Genomic DNA, 19,969 nt, shown 5'->3' on the forward strand with positions numbered 1-19,969 from the left:
ATATTTGAAAACAGGATTAAACTATGAAAAATCTAATCCTGTAATTTTTAACTTACACACTTGATGGGAAAGTGTCGAAAAAAGTAATTTTTTATCATTTTCTTTAGGCACAAACTACAGACTAGGTAAAGTTGTGTATTGTAATGGAAACTTCGAATATACCAATTCGAAATTTGATAACAATATTGGTTCTATAAGAGGTTTTACAGGATATTCGATAAGTGTTGGTTTAGGGCTTAGTTTTTAAGTGAAATCTCACCTTTTTAATACACTATTGTTCTCATTGTTCAATTTGTCCTTTAAAATGTTCAGTTCACCAATTCATTACTAGTTGAGCATCATTTCTTATAGCATTTTTGTATCAGATTAAAAAAATGAAAATAAGTTATGTCAATTTTTAAACTGATAAAAGAAAGATACAAGAGTAAACTTGTTTTAGTTTGTCTCTATGTTTTCACTTGTTATTCGGTTCACGGTCAAATAGAGTTTTCATCATTGCAAGAGCTTTTTAATTATGCTGATGATAATTCTATTATCCTAAAAACTTCCGATTTAAATGAGCAGTTGTATTTGTCAAAAAATAAAGAAAGTAAAACAAATCTATTACCAGATATAAATACATCTCTTGGTTATAATGATAACATTACATTACAACCTAGTTTAATACCAGCACAAATTTTTGACCCAACAGCACCAGAAGGAGAATTCTCAGAGATTGTATTTGGTACAAAATATCAATATTCACGTACTATGCAGGCGCAATGGGACGTGCTTAATTTTCAGAAGATATTTGCTGTCGAAGTATCAAAATTAGATATTTCTAAAGCAAAAGCAAGTACTGAGTTAAATAGGTTCAATTTATACAATCAATTAGCTTCTACATACTACTCAATAATTCTTACTCAAGAAAGTATAAAGGTTTATGAAAAAAATGAACGAACATCTAAAACTATTCTTGAAAATGCATCAAATCAATTTGATAAAGGAATAATAAGTAAGTCCGAATACAATCAAGCTTTAATTAATTTCAAACAGATAGGAAGTCAACTGAAATCAAGTAAAAGCTCTTTAAAACAATATATAATACAATTGCAAACTCAACTAGACACACAAGATAGTATTGTTGTAAATGATAGGTTTGAAGTGTTTGATGAATTTAGTTTAAACAGTACACAAACACATCCTGAAATTCTGCTTCAAGAAGCTAATCTTTTGGGTGTAGAAGCGCAATTAAAACAAACAAAAGCATTACGCTACCCTACGTTGAGTTTAGTTTATCAGGATACCAAAACCTGGGCAACGGATGAGTTTTTTGATTTTTCGGACGCTAATGATTTACCTCAACAACTTTTTGGGGTTACTTTAAGTTTAAATCCTTTTGACTTTTCACTAAAGAAAAAAATTCAACAATCTAAAATTAACATAGAGCTTCAAAAGCTAGAACTAGAAAGTTCCAAGTTGCAATTTCAAAAAGAAGATGAATTACTACAATTACAGTTTGTACAAGGTATGGAACAGCTTGAAAATGATAAGACAATATTAGCATTACAAAAAGAGAACGACCAGCATACAGAAAATTTATACCAAAACGGAGTTATAAGTCTAGATAATCGCTTAGAGAAATTTAAAGAACTATTGAATACTCAAAATAATTATTTAAACAGTTTAGCATCATTGATGTTATCAAAATATAAAAAATACATTCGTCAAATTGACTTTGAATCTAAATAAAATGAAAACAAAATTTATATACTTAAGTGTTTTTCTTCAGCTATTAAGTTGTGGGAAAGAAGAATCGGTTTCACCAATAAAAAAGAACGTTCAAGAGGTTGTCTTTGCAAGTGGTATTATGGAAATGGAAAATGAATATGTTCTTTCAGCTAAAGTAGATGCTGTTTTAACGCAGTTAAATTTAAAGGAAGGAGATAGCGTTGCTACCAATCAAACTATTGCTATACTTGATAGTGATGTACAAAAGAGTCAACTAAAAGAGTCAGTAATTGTATTTAATGATTCAAAAATGAATGCAATGACTTCTTCGCCACAGCTGCAGAATCTAAAAGCTCAAATTGTTCAAGCTCAAGAACAACTTTTGTTTGACGAACAACAGTTCAATACATACAAAGACTTGTGGAATAAAAAATCAGTATCACAGGTAGATTATGAAAAAAAGAAACTGCAATTCGAAACGTCCAAAAGCAACCTATTAGGTTTACAAGAAAACTATGAAGATCGTAAAAACGCATTACAATTAAGTGTTCAAAGAAATAAAGAACAAGTAAATATGCAACAAGCAATGCTTAATGATTATACGCTAAAAGCTAAAACCAACGGAATTATAACTAATGTATTCAAAGAACCTGGTGAGCTTGTGCGTAGAGGTGAAGAAGTTTTAAAAATTGGTAGTGGTAACTATATCATTAAGTTGTATGTTTCTGAGGAAGATATCACACAAATCCAGTTAGATCAAACAGTCATTGTGAGTTTGAATACATATTTGGATAAAACGTTTAAAGCAAGAGTTTCAAAAATCTATCCAAGCTTTAATGAAGCTGAACAGTCTTATATAATCGAAGCTAGATTTGATGAACTACCAGAGAAATTATTTTCAGGCACTCAATTACAGGCCAATATTGAAATAGATGAAAAAAAAGATGTTTTATTGATACCAACAGCTTTTTTAAAAAACAATAAAGTGAAGTTAGAAAACGGCGACTTAATCCCTATTGAAATAGGATTTAGTAATAATGAATGGACCGAGGTAAAATCTGGTATCAATGAAAATGATATAATCGTAAAACAATGACAACCAATCAGAAAATAGTTCAGGTTTTTTTAACGGCTCGTATTAAACAACTGATAGCTGCTGTGCTTAGTGTTATGTTCGGTATTTCTATGTACGTATTTATGAATAGTTTTATGGATGGCGTAAATACTATTCAAACAGATATCACATTTTCTGCAATGTCACACATAAAAATTTATAATGAACTCAAAGGCGAACCAAGAAAAATTAGTACTGAAAAGAATACCGACGAACTGATTTTAGTTAGTAATGCTAAAAGTATTAGATATACTGAAGGTATTAAGGATATTGAGACTATTAAAAATAAGTTGAAAAAAATACCTCAAGTTACGGGTTATGCAGCTCAACTTAATCAAAACGTTTTTATAAGAAATGGTGTTACTAAAATAAATGCAACCCTTTCTGGGATAGAAACTCAACAGGAGAATCAATTATTTGGTACTAATGATAACATTATTCAAGGAGATTTATATGAATTAGATAAACGTAATGACGGTGTTATTCTAGGTACTGGTCTTGCAGAAATAGTCGGAGTAAGTTTAAATGATAATATTACAATTCAAACTTCAGACGGTGTTTCAAAAGTTTTTAAAGTTGTTGGTACCATAGAAACAGGTGCAGCAGGTTTAGATAGATCTCGTGCTTTGGTAAATATAAATGTTGCCCGTCAACTATTAGGTAAGAATAAGAGTTATGCTACTGAATTAATGATTGATATAGACGAACATAAAAATGCAATTAATGTCGCAGAGAAAATCCAACCGCTAACCAATTATAAGGTAGAAGCTTGGCAAGAAGGCAATGCTCAAATGGACTCAGGAGAACTTTTACGTAATATAATTGCTTTGGCAACATCATTAACTATTTTAATGGTAGCAGGTTTTGGAATTTATAATATTATGACGATGACTGTTAATGAAAAAATAAAAGAGATTGCAATACTTAACGCAATGGGATTCAATCGTAATGATATTATAGAAATCTTCCTTTTACAATCAATTTTTATAGGTGTGATTGGAGGATTAATTGGATTAGTTTTTGGATATATTTTTTCAAGCATTATAGATGTCCTTCCTTTTGATTTAGGCATTATGGATTCGCTGCCAATGAACTATAACCCAAAAGACTATATTCTAGCATTTCTATTCGGTATTATGATAACTTTTGTTGCGGGATATTTGCCTGCTTTAAGAGCATCAAAATTAGATCCTGTAGACACTTTAAGAGGATAAACATTAAATTATGAAAGCACTACAAGTCCAAAATATTAACAAATACTTTTACACACCAACAGAGTTTCACGTTTTAAAAGATATTTCTTTTGAAGTAGAAAAGGGAGAGTTTATTGCAGTAACAGGTAAGTCTGGCTCAGGTAAATCTACTTTATTATATTTACTGTCTACTATGGATACTGATTATAGTGGAAATATAAATATCAATGGAACAAAAATAACGAATCAAGATAAAAAGAGATTAGCTAGTTTTAGAAATGAGCATATTGGTTTTGTTTTTCAGTTTCATTATCTTTTAACAGAGTTTACTGTACTTGATAATATTATGTTACCTGCTCTAAAGTTGAATAAGAAAAGTAAAAAAGAAATATATAATGAAGCAATGGAGCTAATAGAATTACTCGATATAAAAGGTCAAGAACATAAAAAAGCATCCCGAATATCTGGTGGGCAACAGCAACGTGTAGCTATTGCAAGAGCTTTAATAAACTCACCTGCTATAGTTATGGGAGATGAGCCTACTGGTAATTTAGATAGTAAAAATACTAATAATATTTTTGATATATTTAAAAGGTTGGCAAGAGATCGTGGACAGACAATTATAGCTGTTACTCACGATGATGATTTTGCTTCTAATTGTGATAGAATAATAGAATTAGCCGATGGTAGAATAGTATGATGAAATTAAGAATAAATAAAATACTTCCTATATTAATATCTGTTTCCATTCCTGGGGTTGGTTTTTTTTTATCTGAAGTAGAAACGACAGGTGCTATTCCAATGATATATCAATGGATATACACATCTATTGTTCTTTATTCTTTGTGGCAATTATTAATGTTTTCTTGGGTGCTTAAACCACTATACAAGCGCCTTCTTTTTTTAGTGGTTTGTATTCCTGTTTTTTTAATATTGGTGTCATTTTTAGCCTATTCAATAGGCATTAAAGAGGATTTAAATTTTGAATTAAAAGAATCGATTAGAATACTATTTCTAACCTTTATATTCTTGACCATACAATATGGTATTGAATCTCAAAAACAACTTGATAAATTAAAAATTGAAAAAGAGCAACTTTCTAAAGAAAATTATAAAGCACAATTACAAAGTCTACGCAGTCAGATGGACCCTCATTTTTTGTTCAATAGTTTAAACACGTTAAGGTCTATGGTCAGGAAAAATCATGATAAATCCGAGGAATTTATCTTAAGCTTGTCAGATTTTTACAGAAGTACCTTAAAGCATTATGAAGAAAATACATTGTCGTTATCAGAAGAACTTTCTTTGTTGAATTCTTATCTAAATCTGATGAAAAGTAGAAATGAAAAAGCCGTTCAGTTTGATATTTCAGGTATAGAAAAAAAATATAGTTCATACCTATTACCTTCTTTTGCCCTTCAAATTGTTGTTGAAAATTGTTTTAAGCACAACAGTATGTCTTCAAATAAACCGCTTAGCATTAGCATCCTTAGCGTGTCAAATGATTATATTGAAGTAAGTAATAATATGCAAGAAAAATTAACGCAGACCTCTACAACAGGAACAGGCTTAAAATTGTTAAAAAAAAGATACAAGCTTTTAGGTGAAAGTCAAGGTGTGGTTATTTTAAAGTTAGACGATATTTTCCAAGTAAAATTAAAATTAATTAACCCAGCTAATGAATATATTAATAGTTGAAGATGAATTACACACAGCTAATCTCTTAAAGGAAATAATTGAAGAAAGTGGAGATTTTCTTGTGGTTAAAATAGTAGAAAGTATTGTTGATGCTGTAGATTATCTGGTAAAGCATCAGCAAAATTTACATTTACTGTTTTTTGATATAGAACTGTCAGATGGTTTGAGTTTTGAAATTTTTAATCATGTAGACATCATTACACCTGTTGTTTTTTGTACAGCATATGATGAATATGCTATGAAAGCTATAAAAAATAATGGAATAGATTATATTCTTAAACCTTTTAGGAATGAAGAAATCAATAGTGCTTTAGAAAAGTATAAAACATTGCAAGCTAATTTAAACACAAAGAAATTAGTTGAATTTAATAAACCAGCCCCAAGTTTTCAGCAAAACTTTTTAAGTCAATTTAAAGACAAAACCATTGTTTTTAAAGTAGATGAAATTGCTTGTTTTAGTATCCAAAATGAAGTAACATATCTTCATGCATTCAATGGTAAGAAATCACCTGTTTATAAGAAGATAGAGTATATTGAATCCGTTTGTGACCCTAAACAATTTTTTAGGATAAATAGACAAATGTTGGTTAATAGAGCAGCTATAAATTCATATCAACCTTATTTTAATAGAAAAATTATTCTGAATATATCAGCAAAAGTTGACGAAAAACCAATAGTAAGTCGTTTAAAAGTTTCAGAATTTAAAAAATGGTTAGAGCAATAACTTACCTAATACAACTAATGAATACTCTGCTCTTTACTTAAAATATTTTCTTTTTAGAAAAGCATCAAGTAAAATATAGCTAAAAACAGGGGATATCGTGCAAGTTTTAATTACCAAAGTCATACGTTGTATGTATTCGAGGTACTAGCTAGTAAAAAGAGAAACCGCTTTAACCCATACTAACCGATTAAATTTAAATAATCCTTAATAGGGACTAACTGTTTTTAAACATAGATAATGTATGATGATTACAAAGTAAGCTTGTGTATACCCAAAAGACAGTGAGTGATGCTGAGGAAGAAATTGTCAACAAATATATAATAGATTAATCATAAGATTTTATGCTATTTATCTGTTTTTAAAGAAATTAAAAACCTTAAATTTGTTTTAGACGTTCAAATAAAAAATGTACATAAACATTGAAAAGTAAAAAGCTCAAGAAAAATTATAATTTTCTCGAGCTTTTTTAAAGTTTTTATAGAAGTCTAGCTTACTTCTGAATGTACCTACAAAATACCGATGAAACTTATATTTTTTTCATCTGTTGTTTCATCATTTGCATTTGTTCTTTTAACATACCATGTTTGTCTAATTTTTTAGCTTCTGCCATTAAATTAGTGGCTTCTCGCTTACGCCTTTTGGTCATTGCAATTCCTGCCAATTGTAGTTTTGCCATGGCCAAGTCATGATCCATAGATAAACCTAAACGTACTGCTTTTCTTAAAAATTTTTCTGCTTGTGTTATGTTGGTTTGACTCAACATAATGCCGTGTAAATAATTGTAATATCCTTGTTGCTTTGTAATTAATGCAGCTTCAGGATTTTTAATATACCCCAACCACTTTTGTGCAGCCGGAAAATTTTGTTTACGCAACTGTAAAAAAGCCAATAAAATAAACTCATTTTTAAAATACAACAACACAAAAATTCCAGCTAATAATAAAATGGAAATTCCGTTCATAATATTCACTTGAGTAAATTCATAAATAGCCCAAGCAGCAAGTAAACCTGCTATAATTAATTTAATATTTTTATTGAACATTGTTCTTTAATTTTTATTGAGGAGCAAAAATACATTTTCTTATGATAAATACCTACACCGTTTTTGAAAGCTTACAGCAATAAAGTTACTTCTTGTAATATTTTGCATATTTAAACCAAGATAATGTTCCTAAAATGGCAACAAAACCAATAGAATAATACACAGATGATGGTGTAATAACGCGATCTCCACTGGCATAAGAATGCAAACCAGCTAAGTAAAAGTTAACACCAAAATAAGTCATCATAATAGAAGCGTATGCAATAATAGTCCATAAATTAAAAGTGTATTTTCCTCGTAAACCAGGAATCAAACGCATGTGTAACACAAAGGCATAAATCATAATAGAAATTAGTGCCCAGGTTTCTTTAGGATCCCAGCCCCAATAACGACCCCAACTTTCATTGGCCCACATTCCACCTAAAAAGTTACCAATGGTTAACATTACCAAACCAACAGTCACTGCCATTTCGTTAATTATGGTAATTTCTTTAATGTTAAGATCCATTTTCTTTTTGTTATTTTTATTCGTAAAAAGAATTAAAAAAAGCGAAAATATTCCTAAAATCATACCCAATGTTAACGGCCCATAACTGGCTACAATAATAGAAACATGTACCAATAACCACCAAGAATTTAATACAGGCTGTAAATTTGCTATTTCAGGGTCAAGCCAATTCATGTTGGCAACAAATAAAATAATGGAAACAACAAATGTTGTTGCTGTAATGGTTAAAGCAGATTTTCTACCCAAATAAAGCCCAAATAACATGGTTGTCCAGGCCACATAAATAATAGATTCATACGCATTACTCCAAGGTGCATTTCCGCTAATATACCACCTAGCAATTAAACCAGCTGTGTGCAAAAGAAAAAGAGCAATTACAATTCCTATTGCAAATTTTACAATCATATTCAGCCATTTTTTATCACTAAATATTTGTGCAATTACAAATACAAGCAGTAGTAAACTAGCCAAACCATAATAGCGAATTAATTTTGCAAAAACACTAAATTTATTATAAGCAATTTCTATATTTATTTGTTTTTCTGACGGATATACTTCTGCTCCAAATTTCTTTTGATACTTTTTGATACCATCTAAAACTTGATCAGCTTTAGAATAGTCTCCTGTTTTCTTTGCAGTTTGTAGCAATTGCACATAAAGAGGTAAAGATTTCTGTACAAACACAGTATCTGCGGGTCTAAAGCCTTTTGTACTTGTAGTTTCAGGTTGAGAAACCCATTTGTTATTCTCATCATTTGGTATTGGATAAATCTTAAGAATTCCACCACCAATAGCATTGTATAACAACCCTAAACGTCTATCGATTTTAATAAGATCTTGCTCAAATTTATTTTGAATCTTTTTTTTCTGAGCTTCTTCAATTTGTTGTTTAATTATGTATTCTCCTCTAGCCGTAAAAAAATCTGATAAACGAGCATATTTTGCAGTAGGTGCTACACCCAATTGTTCTCTAATTTTTAAATTACCTTTTTCTAAATACACCATAGGAACTTCGTACCAAAGTCTTGGATTTTCTATAATAGAAAGCAACACTTGGCTTGGCTGCATATTATTAAACGTTTCTGTTTGTGCCACTTTACGCACCAATTCAGAAGCAAAAGTATGTGCAGGTTTCATTCTACCACCAGCATCCTGAATTACCAATTTACTAAAACTTTCTGCATGTGCAATAGATACCAAATTGGCTGTTAAAATAGAGTCAATTTGCTTTGCGCTAACTTTGGTAGTAGGTAAAGTAGTATGAGGCTCTGTAGCATCTGTTGTTGGGTTGGTATCGTGTGTATGATTAGGGTCACTATGATCGTGTTCGTGTTCTTGAGTAAAGGCAAAACTAGAAGCCAACAATAAAACAGTTATGCTAAGTAATTGTTTCTTTTTACGAATCTTTTTTAGTGAATTTTTCAAGCTATCAAAACGCGTGTATTTAGCAAAGAAAATAGTAATCATTCCTGTGTATAAAAGTGAGTATCCTAAATATGTAATAAAAGTTCCCCACCAATCATGATTTACAGATAAATGAGTTTGTTCTCTTTCGCCAGACAAATCATAACTAGATTGGAAAAATTTATAGCCTTTATGGTCTAAAATATGATTCATAAAAATGCGATAATCAAATTTATCATCTTTATCAATAACAGTTACTTCACTAGCGTAAGAAGCGGCACTTTCTGAACCTGGATATTTTTCTAATTGAAAATCATTCAGTTTAACGCTAAAAGGTGTTTTTAAGATTTTTGCACCATACCACATTCTAAAATTTAATCCGTCAACAGAAAATTCTTTAGCATTGTCGTTGTTAAATTTCCCTCCAGAAAGTGAAACTCTTTTGGTTTCGTTCTCTGTTTTTACATCTAAAACAATAACATCTAATTTCTTATCATCTTTTGGCCCACGAACTATTTCCATTTTGCCTTTTGCTGGATATTGAGGTACCACAAATGGTAAACCAGCAACATTGTATAGCGCTCTTAATTTAAAATCTTGTACACTATCTTTTGTAATGGTTCCTTTATTCATAGTTGCCATAACTTGATAGACACCATCAGACTTTGTGCTAATTTTTAAAGAGTCGTTTCTTTTAAAAATATTGATTGAGGCATTATTATCAACATTATTATAACCCACCAAAATATTGTGAATGTTTTGAACTGTACCCGATTTTATACGATGTTCGTGCCTGTTTCCGCTTGACGATTCTACCAAAAACAAATATTCGTCTCCTGAATTGCTTTCAGTGAATTTTTCTTCTGCCCACGGAATGTAATCTACCAAATCAACTTGGTAACTTTTACCTTTAAAATCATCTGAAAAAGCCCAAGAATTGTCACCCCAAGCACTTAATAAAATAGGTTCGTGTTTTGTTTTTTGTACCTCATTATTGTCTACAATAACATTAACATAAGTAGTTTCTGATAAAAATGTATTGGTAGTTTCACCTTCATCAATTAACATAATGCCTTCATAACCAATGTATCTGGTAACTCCTGCTCCAATAATAATAAATAAAAATGCCAAGTGAAACATCAATACTGGCCATTTTTCTTTGCGTAAGAGTTTGTATCTAAAAATATTGCCAAAAAAATTAATTACAAAGAGTATCATTATGGTTTCAAACCACCAAGAATTATAAACTAACGCTTTAGAGGTTTGTGTACCAAAGTCGTTTTCTATAAAGGTAGCAACCCCCATTGCAGTTGCAAATAGAAAAAATAGAACGGCCATTAAGCGTGTAGAATATAGAAAATTCAGAAAATTTTTCATCAAAAAAAATACTTTTAAAAGAGTTACAAATTTAAGTATAAAAGCACAAATTTTCTGCTGGATTCCATTATATTTCTGTATTAAGAATAGTTAAAAATTACAAAAATAAATGTCAGAAAAACACATAATACCTAAAATTATTAAAGATAGAGTAGCATTTGCGTTAGCACATTACCCAGAACTGAAAGATATCTATATCGAATTTAAACTCAAAAAAAACATTAAAAAATCTACAATGCAGGCTAGGCCTACTTTTGATAGTTTTTTTAAGCTAAAAAAAGATAGAAAATTTTTAATACTGATTAGTGAGAAATTTAAAATTTCGAATAAAAAGTTTTCAACTTTAGATATTCCTGATGATATTTTTATTGGTTGGATTGGCCACGAGTTAGGCCATATTATGGATTACCAAAACAGAAATAGATTTAATTTAATTTGGTTCGGAATTAAATATCTCTTTTCAGAAAATCATATTGTTGAAGCAGAAAGAGCAGCAGATCGCTTTGCAGTGCAACATAAAATGGAGAAATACATCTTAAAAACAAAAAATTTTATTTTAAATCATGCAGAGATTTCTAAAGTTTATAAAGATCGGATGAGACGTTATTATTTATCGCCAGAAGAAATTATGTTTTTGGTGAAAGAGAGAGACAATATGAAAAGTGCGTTGTTATAAATTGGGTTGTTTTTCGCTCAGGTATTTCCAATAGCGTTTGGGAATATGTTTTACATGCAACTTCATATTTTTACGTTCTTTAATGTTTGTGCTATCAAAATAATCTTTCCAAAGTTTTTGAAATTCAAATTCCTCTTCAGCAAAAAAATCAGCATTTGTTTTTGTAAAATCTAAATTTTTTGGAAAATCTAGATTGATGAAATCTAAATTTTGCAAATCATAATACAAACCATAATTTCTTTTGATGTCATAAATCACCCATTTTTGATCTGCATATCTACGCTTAAAATGTTTAGCAATTAACGGTAATACATTAAAATCGGGATCAATATTGGCAAAGTAAATATCATCTTTTGTTAATCTAAAACGCACAAAAGCTTCCATTCTATGTTTTTCTCGGCTAACATTTTTTGCAATTTTCGATGTTTTTAAAACACTTGGGTGTGTAAAATCGGTATCTACTTTTTGTTGATGTTTAAAGATATATTGAATGTAATTTAGTAATGTATTTTCAATGCCTTCTTGTTCACTTAAAAAAGCATAATATATTTTGGTTGATGTTAATGTAGATGCTTTCTTTTTTAAACCGTTCCAAACTCTATCTGATTTTTTAATATCTGTAATAATGGTTTCATTTTCAGAAAATAATCCGTTTTGATGTACATATTCATTTTGAATAGAAACGTCTTTGAGTTTGTATTCGAAAACATAAAAAACACAGGATAGAAAACCTTCAAAAGTGCCATCATAAATGAGTGTTTTTTCTTGCATTGTTTACCCTTTTAATGTCATTTCGACCTTGTGGAGAAATCTAAATTAATATTATTTAAGTAGAGATTTTTCGACTCCACTACGTTTCGCTCAAAATGACAGTCAAAAATTAAATTATTTATCAAATAAATTCAATTGCGGACTTAACATTTTCTCATATTTACTTTTTGAGTTCTGTAAAATCAGCCCTTTTAATTTGGCTGCTGTTAAATCTCTCCTTTCAAATTGAGGACTATCGCATACTAAAAAGTATTGTGCTCTGTTAAATGCGATTCCTATCTTTTTAAGATGATCCCAATTTAATCGTCTGTATTTTCTTGCCATTAAAATTTTGGCAACAGATTTCATTCCTACTCCAGGAATTCTTGCTAACATTCGTTTACTTGCTTTGTTGACATCTACAGGAAATTCGTGTAAATTACGTAAAGCCCAACTCAGTTTAGGATCAATATCTAAATCTAAATTTTGATGCTTTAAGTTGACAATTTCGTTAGTCTGAAAACCATAAAAGCGCGTTAACCAATCAGATTGATACAATCTATTTTCACGCAACATGGGCACCTCACTACCAATTGCAGGCAAACGATGATCGTAACTTATAGGCACATACCCAGAATAATAGACTCTTTTTAGGTTGTAGTTTTTGTAATAATGTTCCGCGGTTTTTAAAATCTGAAAATCATTTTCGCCACTTGCACCCACAATCATTTGAGTACTTTGTCCTCCAGGAGCATATTTGGGTGTACTTTTTATAATTTTCTTTTCAGCTTTATATTGAATAATTTCATTCTTAACCTTTTCCATGGGTTTTATAAAATCTTCAAAATTTTTATCAGGAGCCAATAATTGTAAACCAGATTTTGTTGGAATTTCTATATTTACGCTTAATCGATCTGCATACAAACCTGCTTCTCGCATTAATTCGTCTGAAGCACCAGGAATCGATTTTAAATGTATGTAACCATTAAAATTTTCTTCTAACCGTAATTTTTTAGCTACAGCCACCAAACGTTCCATAGTATAATCTGCACTTTTAAAAATACCGGAACTTAAAAATAAACCCTCAATGTAATTTCTACGATAAAAGTTGATGGTTAAGTCTACCACTTCTTGTACTTGAAAAGCGGCTCTTTTTACATCGTTACTTTTGCGAGTAACGCAATACGCACAATCGAAAATGCAATGATTGGTGAGCAAGATTTTTAGTAAAGAAACACATCTACCATCTTCTGTGTAGGAATGACAAATACCCATTCCTGTTGCATTTCCTAACCCTTTATTTGTATTGGTTCTTTTGCTGCCACTGGAAGAGCAAGAAACATCGTATTTAGCTGCATCTGCTAAAATTTTGAGTTTCTCTAAAGTGCGTTCAAAAGACATAAAATGTTGGTATTGTTGAGATTGATTGATTTTTAAAAAGCATTAAAATCGATATTAACCTTGCAACAAAATAATCAATTTTAGAATTTGAAAAGCATTAATTAGGATTAGTTTTCCACAAAATAGAAAATATTTAAAAATGAAAAAGTATTTTTTTTATAGCTTGCTGTTGGCAAATTTTGTTAGCCCAGATTGAACGGTTTGTTTGAACTCTTTTTTGCGTTTTTCAGCAAAAAAAGTGAGTAGTGAAAGCTGGAAATAGCTTCAAAAAAAAACTTCTCTTAAGTTTACTTTACAAAGTCTTCCCATTTTTTAAATTTCTTCTCTTTCATTACACGTTCCATTTTTACTTGTCCGCCTTTTTTCTTGTTCCTGTCATTCCAATCGTAAAACTTTTCTACTGGAATTATGTTCACTTTTACACCTTTTAAAGCTTTACTTCTGGCGACCTTATAATTTTTATTGGCATCTTTTAGAAAATTATCTAGTGCATTTGCGACTTCAGTTTCCTTGGTATTTAAGTCAGTCCCCAAATACCAAGAATGATAAAATTCGCCATCTTCAAAACGTTTTGCACAAATGGTATATTCAGAAATTTTGGTCGAAAATTTCTCTTCTAAATGTTTCATAGCATCATCCATTTTGTTGACAGATAATTGCGAACCTACTGTATTTAAAAAGAATTTGGTGCGTCCTGTAATTTTGATTTCTGCTTTATCAACATTAGTAAATTTTATGGTATCACCAATTAAATAGCGCCAAGCGCCAGAAACTGTACTGATGATTAAAATATACTCTTTTTCTGGCTCAACATCTTTTAGAGAAATTGCAGGTGCATTTTTCTTTAACGAGCCATCTGGTTTTATATAATCTGGATGCATTGGCACAAACTCAAAGTAAATTCCGTTATCGGTATTCAATTGCATAGCATCAGTTTCTGGTCTGGTTTGGGTAGCAATATAACCCTCAGAAGCCAAATAGGTGTCAATAACTGTAACAGGTTTGCCCAATAAAGCATTGAAACTTTTTTCGTAAGGACCAAAAGCAACGCCTCCTGAAGTATAAACTTTTAAGTTGGGCCAAATTTCGTGAATATTGTTGAGGTTGTGATATTCGATTACTTTTTGAAGCATCAATTCTATCCAAGCAGGAATTCCGCTTAACGCACCAATATCCCAATTTTTTGCATTTTTTGCGATATGTGAAACACGTTCGTCCCAATCATCAATTTTAGCAATATCTTCACCTGGTTTGTAGTATCCTTTGAACCAAAAAGGGATGTTGCTTGCGCTAATTCCGCTAATTTCTCCTTCTAAATGATTGCTATTTTCTTGCAAGTCTGTAGAACTCCCCAACATCATAATTTCTTTTTCAAAAAAATCTGCGGGCAAATCAAAATTATTTAAAGACAATACCTGTTTGATTCCTGAGCTTTTTATAGCATCAATCATGTCATCAGTAACAGGGATTCTTTTACTGGATTTTCCAGTAGTTCCTGAACTTAGTGCGAAATAGGATGGTGTACTTGGCCAAGTCACATCAGTTTCTCCTTGGTGTAATTTGCTCCACCATTTTTTATTGATTTTATCGTAATCAAAATAAGGTACAGTCTCTGCAAAAGATTCTTGCAAATCGTCACTGATTAAAATAGTTTTAAAATGATACTTTTCACCAAACTGTGTGTCTTTAGCAGTTTCTAATAGATTTTGAAGCACTTTTTCTTGGGCTTCAATATGATTTGTTTCTGATGAGAGGGTATCTGTTACATTGATAACTCCTTTGATAAGATTTCCTAAAATGGTCATAATTATTGGTTTTGTACAAAGTTGATCATTTTAGGAAGATTTTTTTAACGTAATTACTGTAAAGCTTAATGCATTTCGTAAAGGTTTTGCAAAACTGTTTTTTATACGTTTGCTTTTCTGTACAAATTTCTTTATCTTAAAAGAAATTAAAAATTATGAGAAATATGAGAAATGAGTTAGAATTGATTCAAAAATACCAAGCAAAAGGTTATGTGAGTAACTTTAGAGTAGCTAACCAAAAATTAATAGATGTAACTAGTAAAATTGAATTTTCACCCGAGAAAGTTCATATTGTTGCAGAACATAGATTTGAAGGAATGAGCAATCCTTCTGATATGTCAATTTTATATGTAATTTGTGTTGGTGATGCTATTAAAGGTACGTTTTTAGCTTCTTATGGTTCTGTTGCAGATACTGAAGCTGCCGAATTTTTTAATGAAATTCCGAAAGCCAATGTATCTAATACAGCTAATATTTTGAGTTAAACTACTACTGGTTTTTGTTTTTTTGTTGATGGTTAAAATACGTTGTACCTATTAATACAATACCAATTAAAATACTGTAATAATAAATGCTTAAATTTTTGCCTTTGAGCATTTGATATATTCCTATAATTATTGCTAAAGCACCAATCAAAAATTTAAGATAATACGTTGCTTTTTTCATAGAAAACTATTTGATTACAAAATAAAGTGATTCATCAGTTCAGGTATTGTTTTTTTATTATCAATATAATAAATATTGAGTTATATTGATGTTTTGATTTAAAAAAGGGCTATGTAAATTACTATAAAGGGTTACTAATAAGTTATTTAATCTACAACACTATCAATCAAAATACTTAATAAATCAATAGCCGCTTGTGCAATTTTTGTGCCTGGTCCAAAAACACCAACAGCACCAGCATCAAATAAAAATTGGTAATCTTGTGCAGGAATTACACCACCAACTATCACCATAATATCTTCACGTTCGTATTTTTCGAGTTCAGCAATTACTTGAGGAACTAAAGTTTTATGGCCTGCGGCTAAAGAGGATATTCCTAAAATATGCACATCATTTTCTACAGCTTGTTTTGTAGCTTCTAAAGGTGTTTGAAATAAAGGGCCAATATCAACATCAAAACCCAAATCTGCATAACCAGTAGCCACTACTTTTGCACCACGATCATGACCATCTTGCCCTAATTTGGCAATCATAATTCGTGGCCTGCGTCCTTCTAATTCCGCAAATTTATCTGCTAAAGCTCTTGCTTTTTTAAACAGTTTATCATCTTTTATTTCTTTACTATACACACCAGATATGGTTTTAGTTACGGCTTTGTGTCTTCCAAAAACAGTTTCTAACGCATCTGAAATTTCTCCTAAAGTAGCTCTGTTTTTTGCTGCTTTTACTGCTAAATCTAAGAGGTTTTCTGCTCCTGTTTTTGCAGCATTGGTTAAATGTACCAAAGACTTTTCTACTTCTTCTGAATTCCGTTTTATCTTTAAATCCTTTAATCTTTCTATCTGAGAATTTCGAACAGCTTCATTATCTACTTCTAAAATATGCAGAGGATCTTCTTGTTGCAATTGGTATTTATTTACGCCCACAATTACATCTTGTCCACTATCAATTTTTGCTTGTTTTTTGGCAGCGGCTTCTTCAATTCGTAATTTCGGAATTCCTTTTTCAATGGCTTTGGTCATTCCTCCTAACTCTTCAACTTCTTGAATCAATTCCCAAGATTTGTTGGCAATGTCTTCTGTTAATTTTTCAACATGATAACTGCCAGCCCAAGGATCTACAGTTTTGGTAATGTATGTTTCTTGTTGTAAATATATTTGAGTATTTCTTGCAATTCTAGCAGAAAAATCTGTGGGTAAAGCAATAGCTTCGTCTAACGCATTGGTATGTAAACTTTGTGTGCCACCAAAAGCGGCAGCCATAGCTTCTATGGTAGTTCTGGCAACATTATTAAAAGGATCTTGCTCTGTTAAAGACCAACCACTGGTTTGACAATGTGTTCTTAACGCTAATGATTTTGGGTTTTTAGGGTTGAATTGTTTTACAATTTTAGCCCACAACATTCTTGCTGCTCTCATTTTAGCAATCTCTGTAAAATGATCCATACCAATTGCCCAAAAGAAAGATAACCTTGGCGCAAAAGTATCAATATCCATTCCTGTTTCTAATCCTTTTTTGATGTATTCTAATCCATCTGCTAAAGTATAAGCCAATTCAATTTCTGCAGTAGCACCAGCTTCTTGCATGTGATAGCCGGAAATAGAAATAGAATTGAATTTAGGCATATATTTACTGGTATATTCAAAAATATCCGCAATAATTTTCATGGATGGAGTAGGGGGGTAGATGTAGGTGTTTCTTACCATAAACTCTTTTAGAATATCGTTTTGTATGGTACCTGAAAGTAATTCTAGAGCAACTCCTTGTTCTTCTGCAGCCACAATATAAAAAGCTAAAATGGGTAAAACAGCGCCATTCATGGTCATTGAAACCGACATTTTATCTAAAGGGATTTGGTCGAATAAGACCTTCATGTCTTCTACAGAATCTATGGCAACACCAGCTTTGCCAACATCACCTTGAACACGTTCGTGGTCAGAATCGTAACCTCTATGCGTGGCTAAATCAAAAGCAACAGATAATCCTTTTTGACCGGCCTCTAAATTCCTTCTATAAAATGCATTGCTTTCTTCTGCTGTAGAAAATCCTGCATACTGTCTAATCGTCCATGGTCTGCGAACATACATAGTGGAATAAGGTCCTCTTAAATTTGGAGCGATACCAGCTGCGAAATTTTCATGCTTTCGAGATATGAGTTGCTGCTCATCTAACTCTGAACTCTGAACTCTAAACTCAGAACTTTTTAATTTAATTTTGGATACATCTTTTCTACTCATTGTCTAAACGTTGTTTTTCAATCGTTTCAGAAAGTCGTTTTCTGACAATTGGAGTGATGATTGTTTTGATATGTCTTTGTTTTACAAAAGGATACAACTCTAGATTTGACTTCATCTTATCAGCAAGATTTTTTTGTAAGTTGGTACCTAATAAAACAATTTCATTTGCATTAAATTTAGCTTCCTCTTTTGCTGCACTTTCGTTAATTTTTCTTTGGATACTGCCATTTTTCAATTGCTTTAAAAATCCGCCTGATTTTTCAATCTGTTTAAAAATAATTAATGCATTTTGTGCCAATTGATGTGTAAGAGCATCAATATAATAAGTACCATTAGCAAAATGTTGGGCTGTAGAAAAGTAACTTTCTTGTTGTAAAATTAAGAGCTGATTTCTAGCAATGCGTTCACCAAATTCGTTAGATTTATGATAAATATGATCGTAGGCAACATTAGAAATAGTATTTGAACCTCCTAAAATGGCACTCATACATTCTGATGTTGTACGTAACATATTGGTGTTGTAATCGTATAAGGTTTTGTTGCGTAAACTTGGTTGCGTAAAAATATGTGCCTCTGTATTTTGTATTTCATATTCATTTAAAAGAGCTGTCCATAAAATTCGAAAGGCTCTTAGTTTAGCAATTTCAAAAAAGTAGTTGCCACCTACAGCAAACTTAAAATGAATTTTTTGGGCAACTTTACCACCAAAATAATTTAAATATTCATTTGCGTGTGCCAAGGTATACGCCAATTGTTGCGTTAAATTTGCCCCTGCATTTTGATATAAATCTCCAGAAACCGAAATACAATGGTTAGATGATGGTACAATTTCTTCTACAGCTAAATGATCTTTTTTAAGATTGTAAAACCAATTTCCAGTTTCAGCCAAATTGCCAATAATATCTGTTTCAATAAATGTATTATTAGAATCACAAAATTCTGAAAGTTTGGTTTGAAATTCTACATCTAAAAAAGTAAGCTGAAAATAAAGTAGTGTTTTGCCAGCAAATCCTTTTAGTAATTTATTGGGATTAAATGGTTTAGTGGCTTTAAATGTAATGGAATTTGCGCCTCTTTGTAAAGCATTTATTGCTAAAGAATTTGCAACTTTTTCATCGCCTATAAAAATAGATTGGCAAATATTGAATTTTTTTTGAGGAAGTTGAATTTTAGTGTTTTTTCTATCTTCTTTGGTGTAAAATGGTTTTACAACTATTCCCTCATCTGTGTGCCAGAGTAAAGCTTCATTATAATCTACACCTTTTAAATCTACTTGAATTTTTTGTTTCCAAGCAGCAGGTGAAACTGCGTTAAACTCATCAAATAGAAATTCGCTCATTATTTTACGGTATCAAATTCAATTATATAGATGTCTTCGTTTTCTTTTTTCATTAAATATTTTTCACGAGCAAAACGTTCTAATTCTAAAGAATCTTCAAGTTTTTTAATGGTTTCTTTATCTTTTTCAATTTTTGCTTTGTAGAATGAAATGGTGCTTTCTAAATCTTCAATTTCTTTATTAAATTTACGATGCACTAAATAAGAATTTTCATCAAAAAACAACATCCATATAATAAATGGAATTAATATGATTACAAAAACATTGGTAACCAGTTTAAATATAAAATTATTTTTTAAATCTTTAAAAAAACTCATTTAGAGAT

The 19,969-nt window shown here is 30.8% G+C and carries 16 protein-coding genes; 8 read left to right on the plus strand and 8 right to left on the minus strand.

Annotated features, from left to right (window positions below; translation table 11 throughout):
• Positions 1 to 387: 387 nt before the first annotated feature.
• Genes ACW9UN_RS13195 through ACW9UN_RS13220 form a run of 6 tightly spaced genes read left to right on the plus strand, consistent with a single transcriptional unit; the run spans position 388 to position 6,439 of the window.
• A complete protein-coding gene (locus ACW9UN_RS13195; protein ID WP_459486768.1) occupies positions 388 to 1,731 on the plus strand; it encodes a TolC family protein in 1,344 nt (447 codons plus the stop codon).
• Position 1,732: 1 nt separating this feature from the next.
• Positions 1,733 to 2,806: an efflux RND transporter periplasmic adaptor subunit gene (locus ACW9UN_RS13200; protein ID WP_459486769.1), complete on the plus strand. Its 1,074-nt coding sequence runs from the start codon at positions 1,733 to 1,735 to the stop codon at positions 2,804 to 2,806.
• On the plus strand, positions 2,803 to 4,038 hold the full coding sequence (locus ACW9UN_RS13205; RefSeq protein ID WP_459486770.1) for an ABC transporter permease: 1,236 nt from the start codon (positions 2,803 to 2,805) through the stop codon (positions 4,036 to 4,038). The genes ACW9UN_RS13200 and ACW9UN_RS13205 overlap by 4 nt, the downstream gene beginning before the upstream one ends.
• A 10-nt stretch (positions 4,039 to 4,048) precedes the next feature.
• Positions 4,049 to 4,717 (plus strand): ABC transporter ATP-binding protein, encoded by a 669-nt coding sequence (locus ACW9UN_RS13210; RefSeq protein ID WP_459486771.1) that lies wholly within the window; start codon positions 4,049 to 4,051, stop codon positions 4,715 to 4,717.
• Positions 4,717 to 5,715 (plus strand): sensor histidine kinase, encoded by a 999-nt coding sequence (locus tag ACW9UN_RS13215; RefSeq protein ID WP_459486772.1) that lies wholly within the window; start codon positions 4,717 to 4,719, stop codon positions 5,713 to 5,715. Before ACW9UN_RS13210 ends, ACW9UN_RS13215 begins: the two co-directional genes overlap by 1 nt.
• Positions 5,696 to 6,439, plus strand: coding sequence for a LytR/AlgR family response regulator transcription factor (locus ACW9UN_RS13220; protein ID WP_459486773.1), 744 nt, complete (start codon positions 5,696 to 5,698; stop codon positions 6,437 to 6,439). The genes ACW9UN_RS13215 and ACW9UN_RS13220 overlap by 20 nt, the downstream gene beginning before the upstream one ends.
• A gap of 526 nt (positions 6,440 to 6,965) precedes the next feature.
• Here the strand turns inward: ACW9UN_RS13220 and ACW9UN_RS13225 are convergent.
• Both ACW9UN_RS13225 and ACW9UN_RS13230 read right to left on the minus strand, forming a co-directional pair.
• Entirely contained in the window at positions 6,966 to 7,481 is a 516-nt protein-coding gene (locus tag ACW9UN_RS13225) for a DUF2892 domain-containing protein (RefSeq protein WP_459486774.1), read from the minus strand.
• A gap of 85 nt (positions 7,482 to 7,566) precedes the next feature.
• Positions 7,567 to 10,770: a cytochrome c biogenesis protein gene (locus tag ACW9UN_RS13230; protein WP_459486775.1), complete on the minus strand. Its 3,204-nt coding sequence runs from the start codon at positions 10,768 to 10,770 to the stop codon at positions 7,567 to 7,569.
• 109 nt (positions 10,771 to 10,879) lie between these two features.
• On the opposite strand from ACW9UN_RS13230, the gene ACW9UN_RS13235 reads away from it, so the two are divergent.
• Positions 10,880 to 11,446, plus strand: a complete 567-nt coding sequence (locus tag ACW9UN_RS13235) for a hypothetical protein (protein ID WP_459486776.1) — start codon at positions 10,880 to 10,882, stop codon at positions 11,444 to 11,446.
• Here ACW9UN_RS13235 and ACW9UN_RS13240 read toward each other — a convergent pair.
• From ACW9UN_RS13240 to ACW9UN_RS13250, 3 genes are all read right to left on the minus strand, one after another.
• Positions 11,441 to 12,217, minus strand: coding sequence for a TIGR03915 family putative DNA repair protein (locus tag ACW9UN_RS13240; RefSeq protein WP_459486777.1), 777 nt, complete (start codon positions 12,215 to 12,217; stop codon positions 11,441 to 11,443). The genes ACW9UN_RS13235 and ACW9UN_RS13240 overlap by 6 nt on opposite strands.
• 114 nt (positions 12,218 to 12,331) lie before the next feature.
• Positions 12,332 to 13,597, minus strand: a complete 1,266-nt coding sequence (locus ACW9UN_RS13245) for a putative DNA modification/repair radical SAM protein (RefSeq protein ID WP_459486778.1) — start codon at positions 13,595 to 13,597, stop codon at positions 12,332 to 12,334.
• Positions 13,598 to 13,884: 287 nt separating this feature from the next.
• Entirely contained in the window at positions 13,885 to 15,402 is a 1,518-nt protein-coding gene (locus ACW9UN_RS13250; protein ID WP_459486779.1) for a GH3 family acyl-acid amido synthetase, read from the minus strand.
• 155 nt (positions 15,403 to 15,557) lie between these two features.
• Between ACW9UN_RS13250 and ACW9UN_RS13255 the strand changes: the two genes are divergently transcribed.
• Positions 15,558 to 15,887 carry a hypothetical protein gene (locus tag ACW9UN_RS13255; protein WP_459486780.1) on the plus strand — a complete coding sequence of 110 codons (330 nt, stop codon included), beginning with the start codon at positions 15,558 to 15,560 and terminating at the stop codon, positions 15,885 to 15,887.
• A gap of 327 nt (positions 15,888 to 16,214) precedes the next feature.
• On the opposite strand, the gene scpA is transcribed toward ACW9UN_RS13255, so the two are convergent.
• Genes scpA through ACW9UN_RS13270 form a run of 3 tightly spaced genes read right to left on the minus strand, consistent with a single transcriptional unit; the run spans position 16,215 to position 19,961 of the window.
• Positions 16,215 to 18,305 (minus strand): methylmalonyl-CoA mutase, encoded by a 2,091-nt coding sequence (gene scpA, locus ACW9UN_RS13260; RefSeq protein ID WP_459486781.1) that lies wholly within the window; start codon positions 18,303 to 18,305, stop codon positions 16,215 to 16,217.
• Positions 18,298 to 19,644: a methylmalonyl-CoA mutase subunit beta gene (locus ACW9UN_RS13265; protein ID WP_459486782.1), complete on the minus strand. Its 1,347-nt coding sequence runs from the start codon at positions 19,642 to 19,644 to the stop codon at positions 18,298 to 18,300. Before ACW9UN_RS13265 ends, scpA begins: the two co-directional genes overlap by 8 nt.
• On the minus strand, positions 19,644 to 19,961 hold the full coding sequence (locus ACW9UN_RS13270; RefSeq protein WP_459486783.1) for an FtsB family cell division protein: 318 nt from the start codon (positions 19,959 to 19,961) through the stop codon (positions 19,644 to 19,646). Before ACW9UN_RS13270 ends, ACW9UN_RS13265 begins: the two co-directional genes overlap by 1 nt.
• Between the last annotated feature and the right edge of the window lie 8 nt (positions 19,962 to 19,969).

The sequence above is a fragment of the Polaribacter litoreus genome (genome assembly GCF_054584775.1).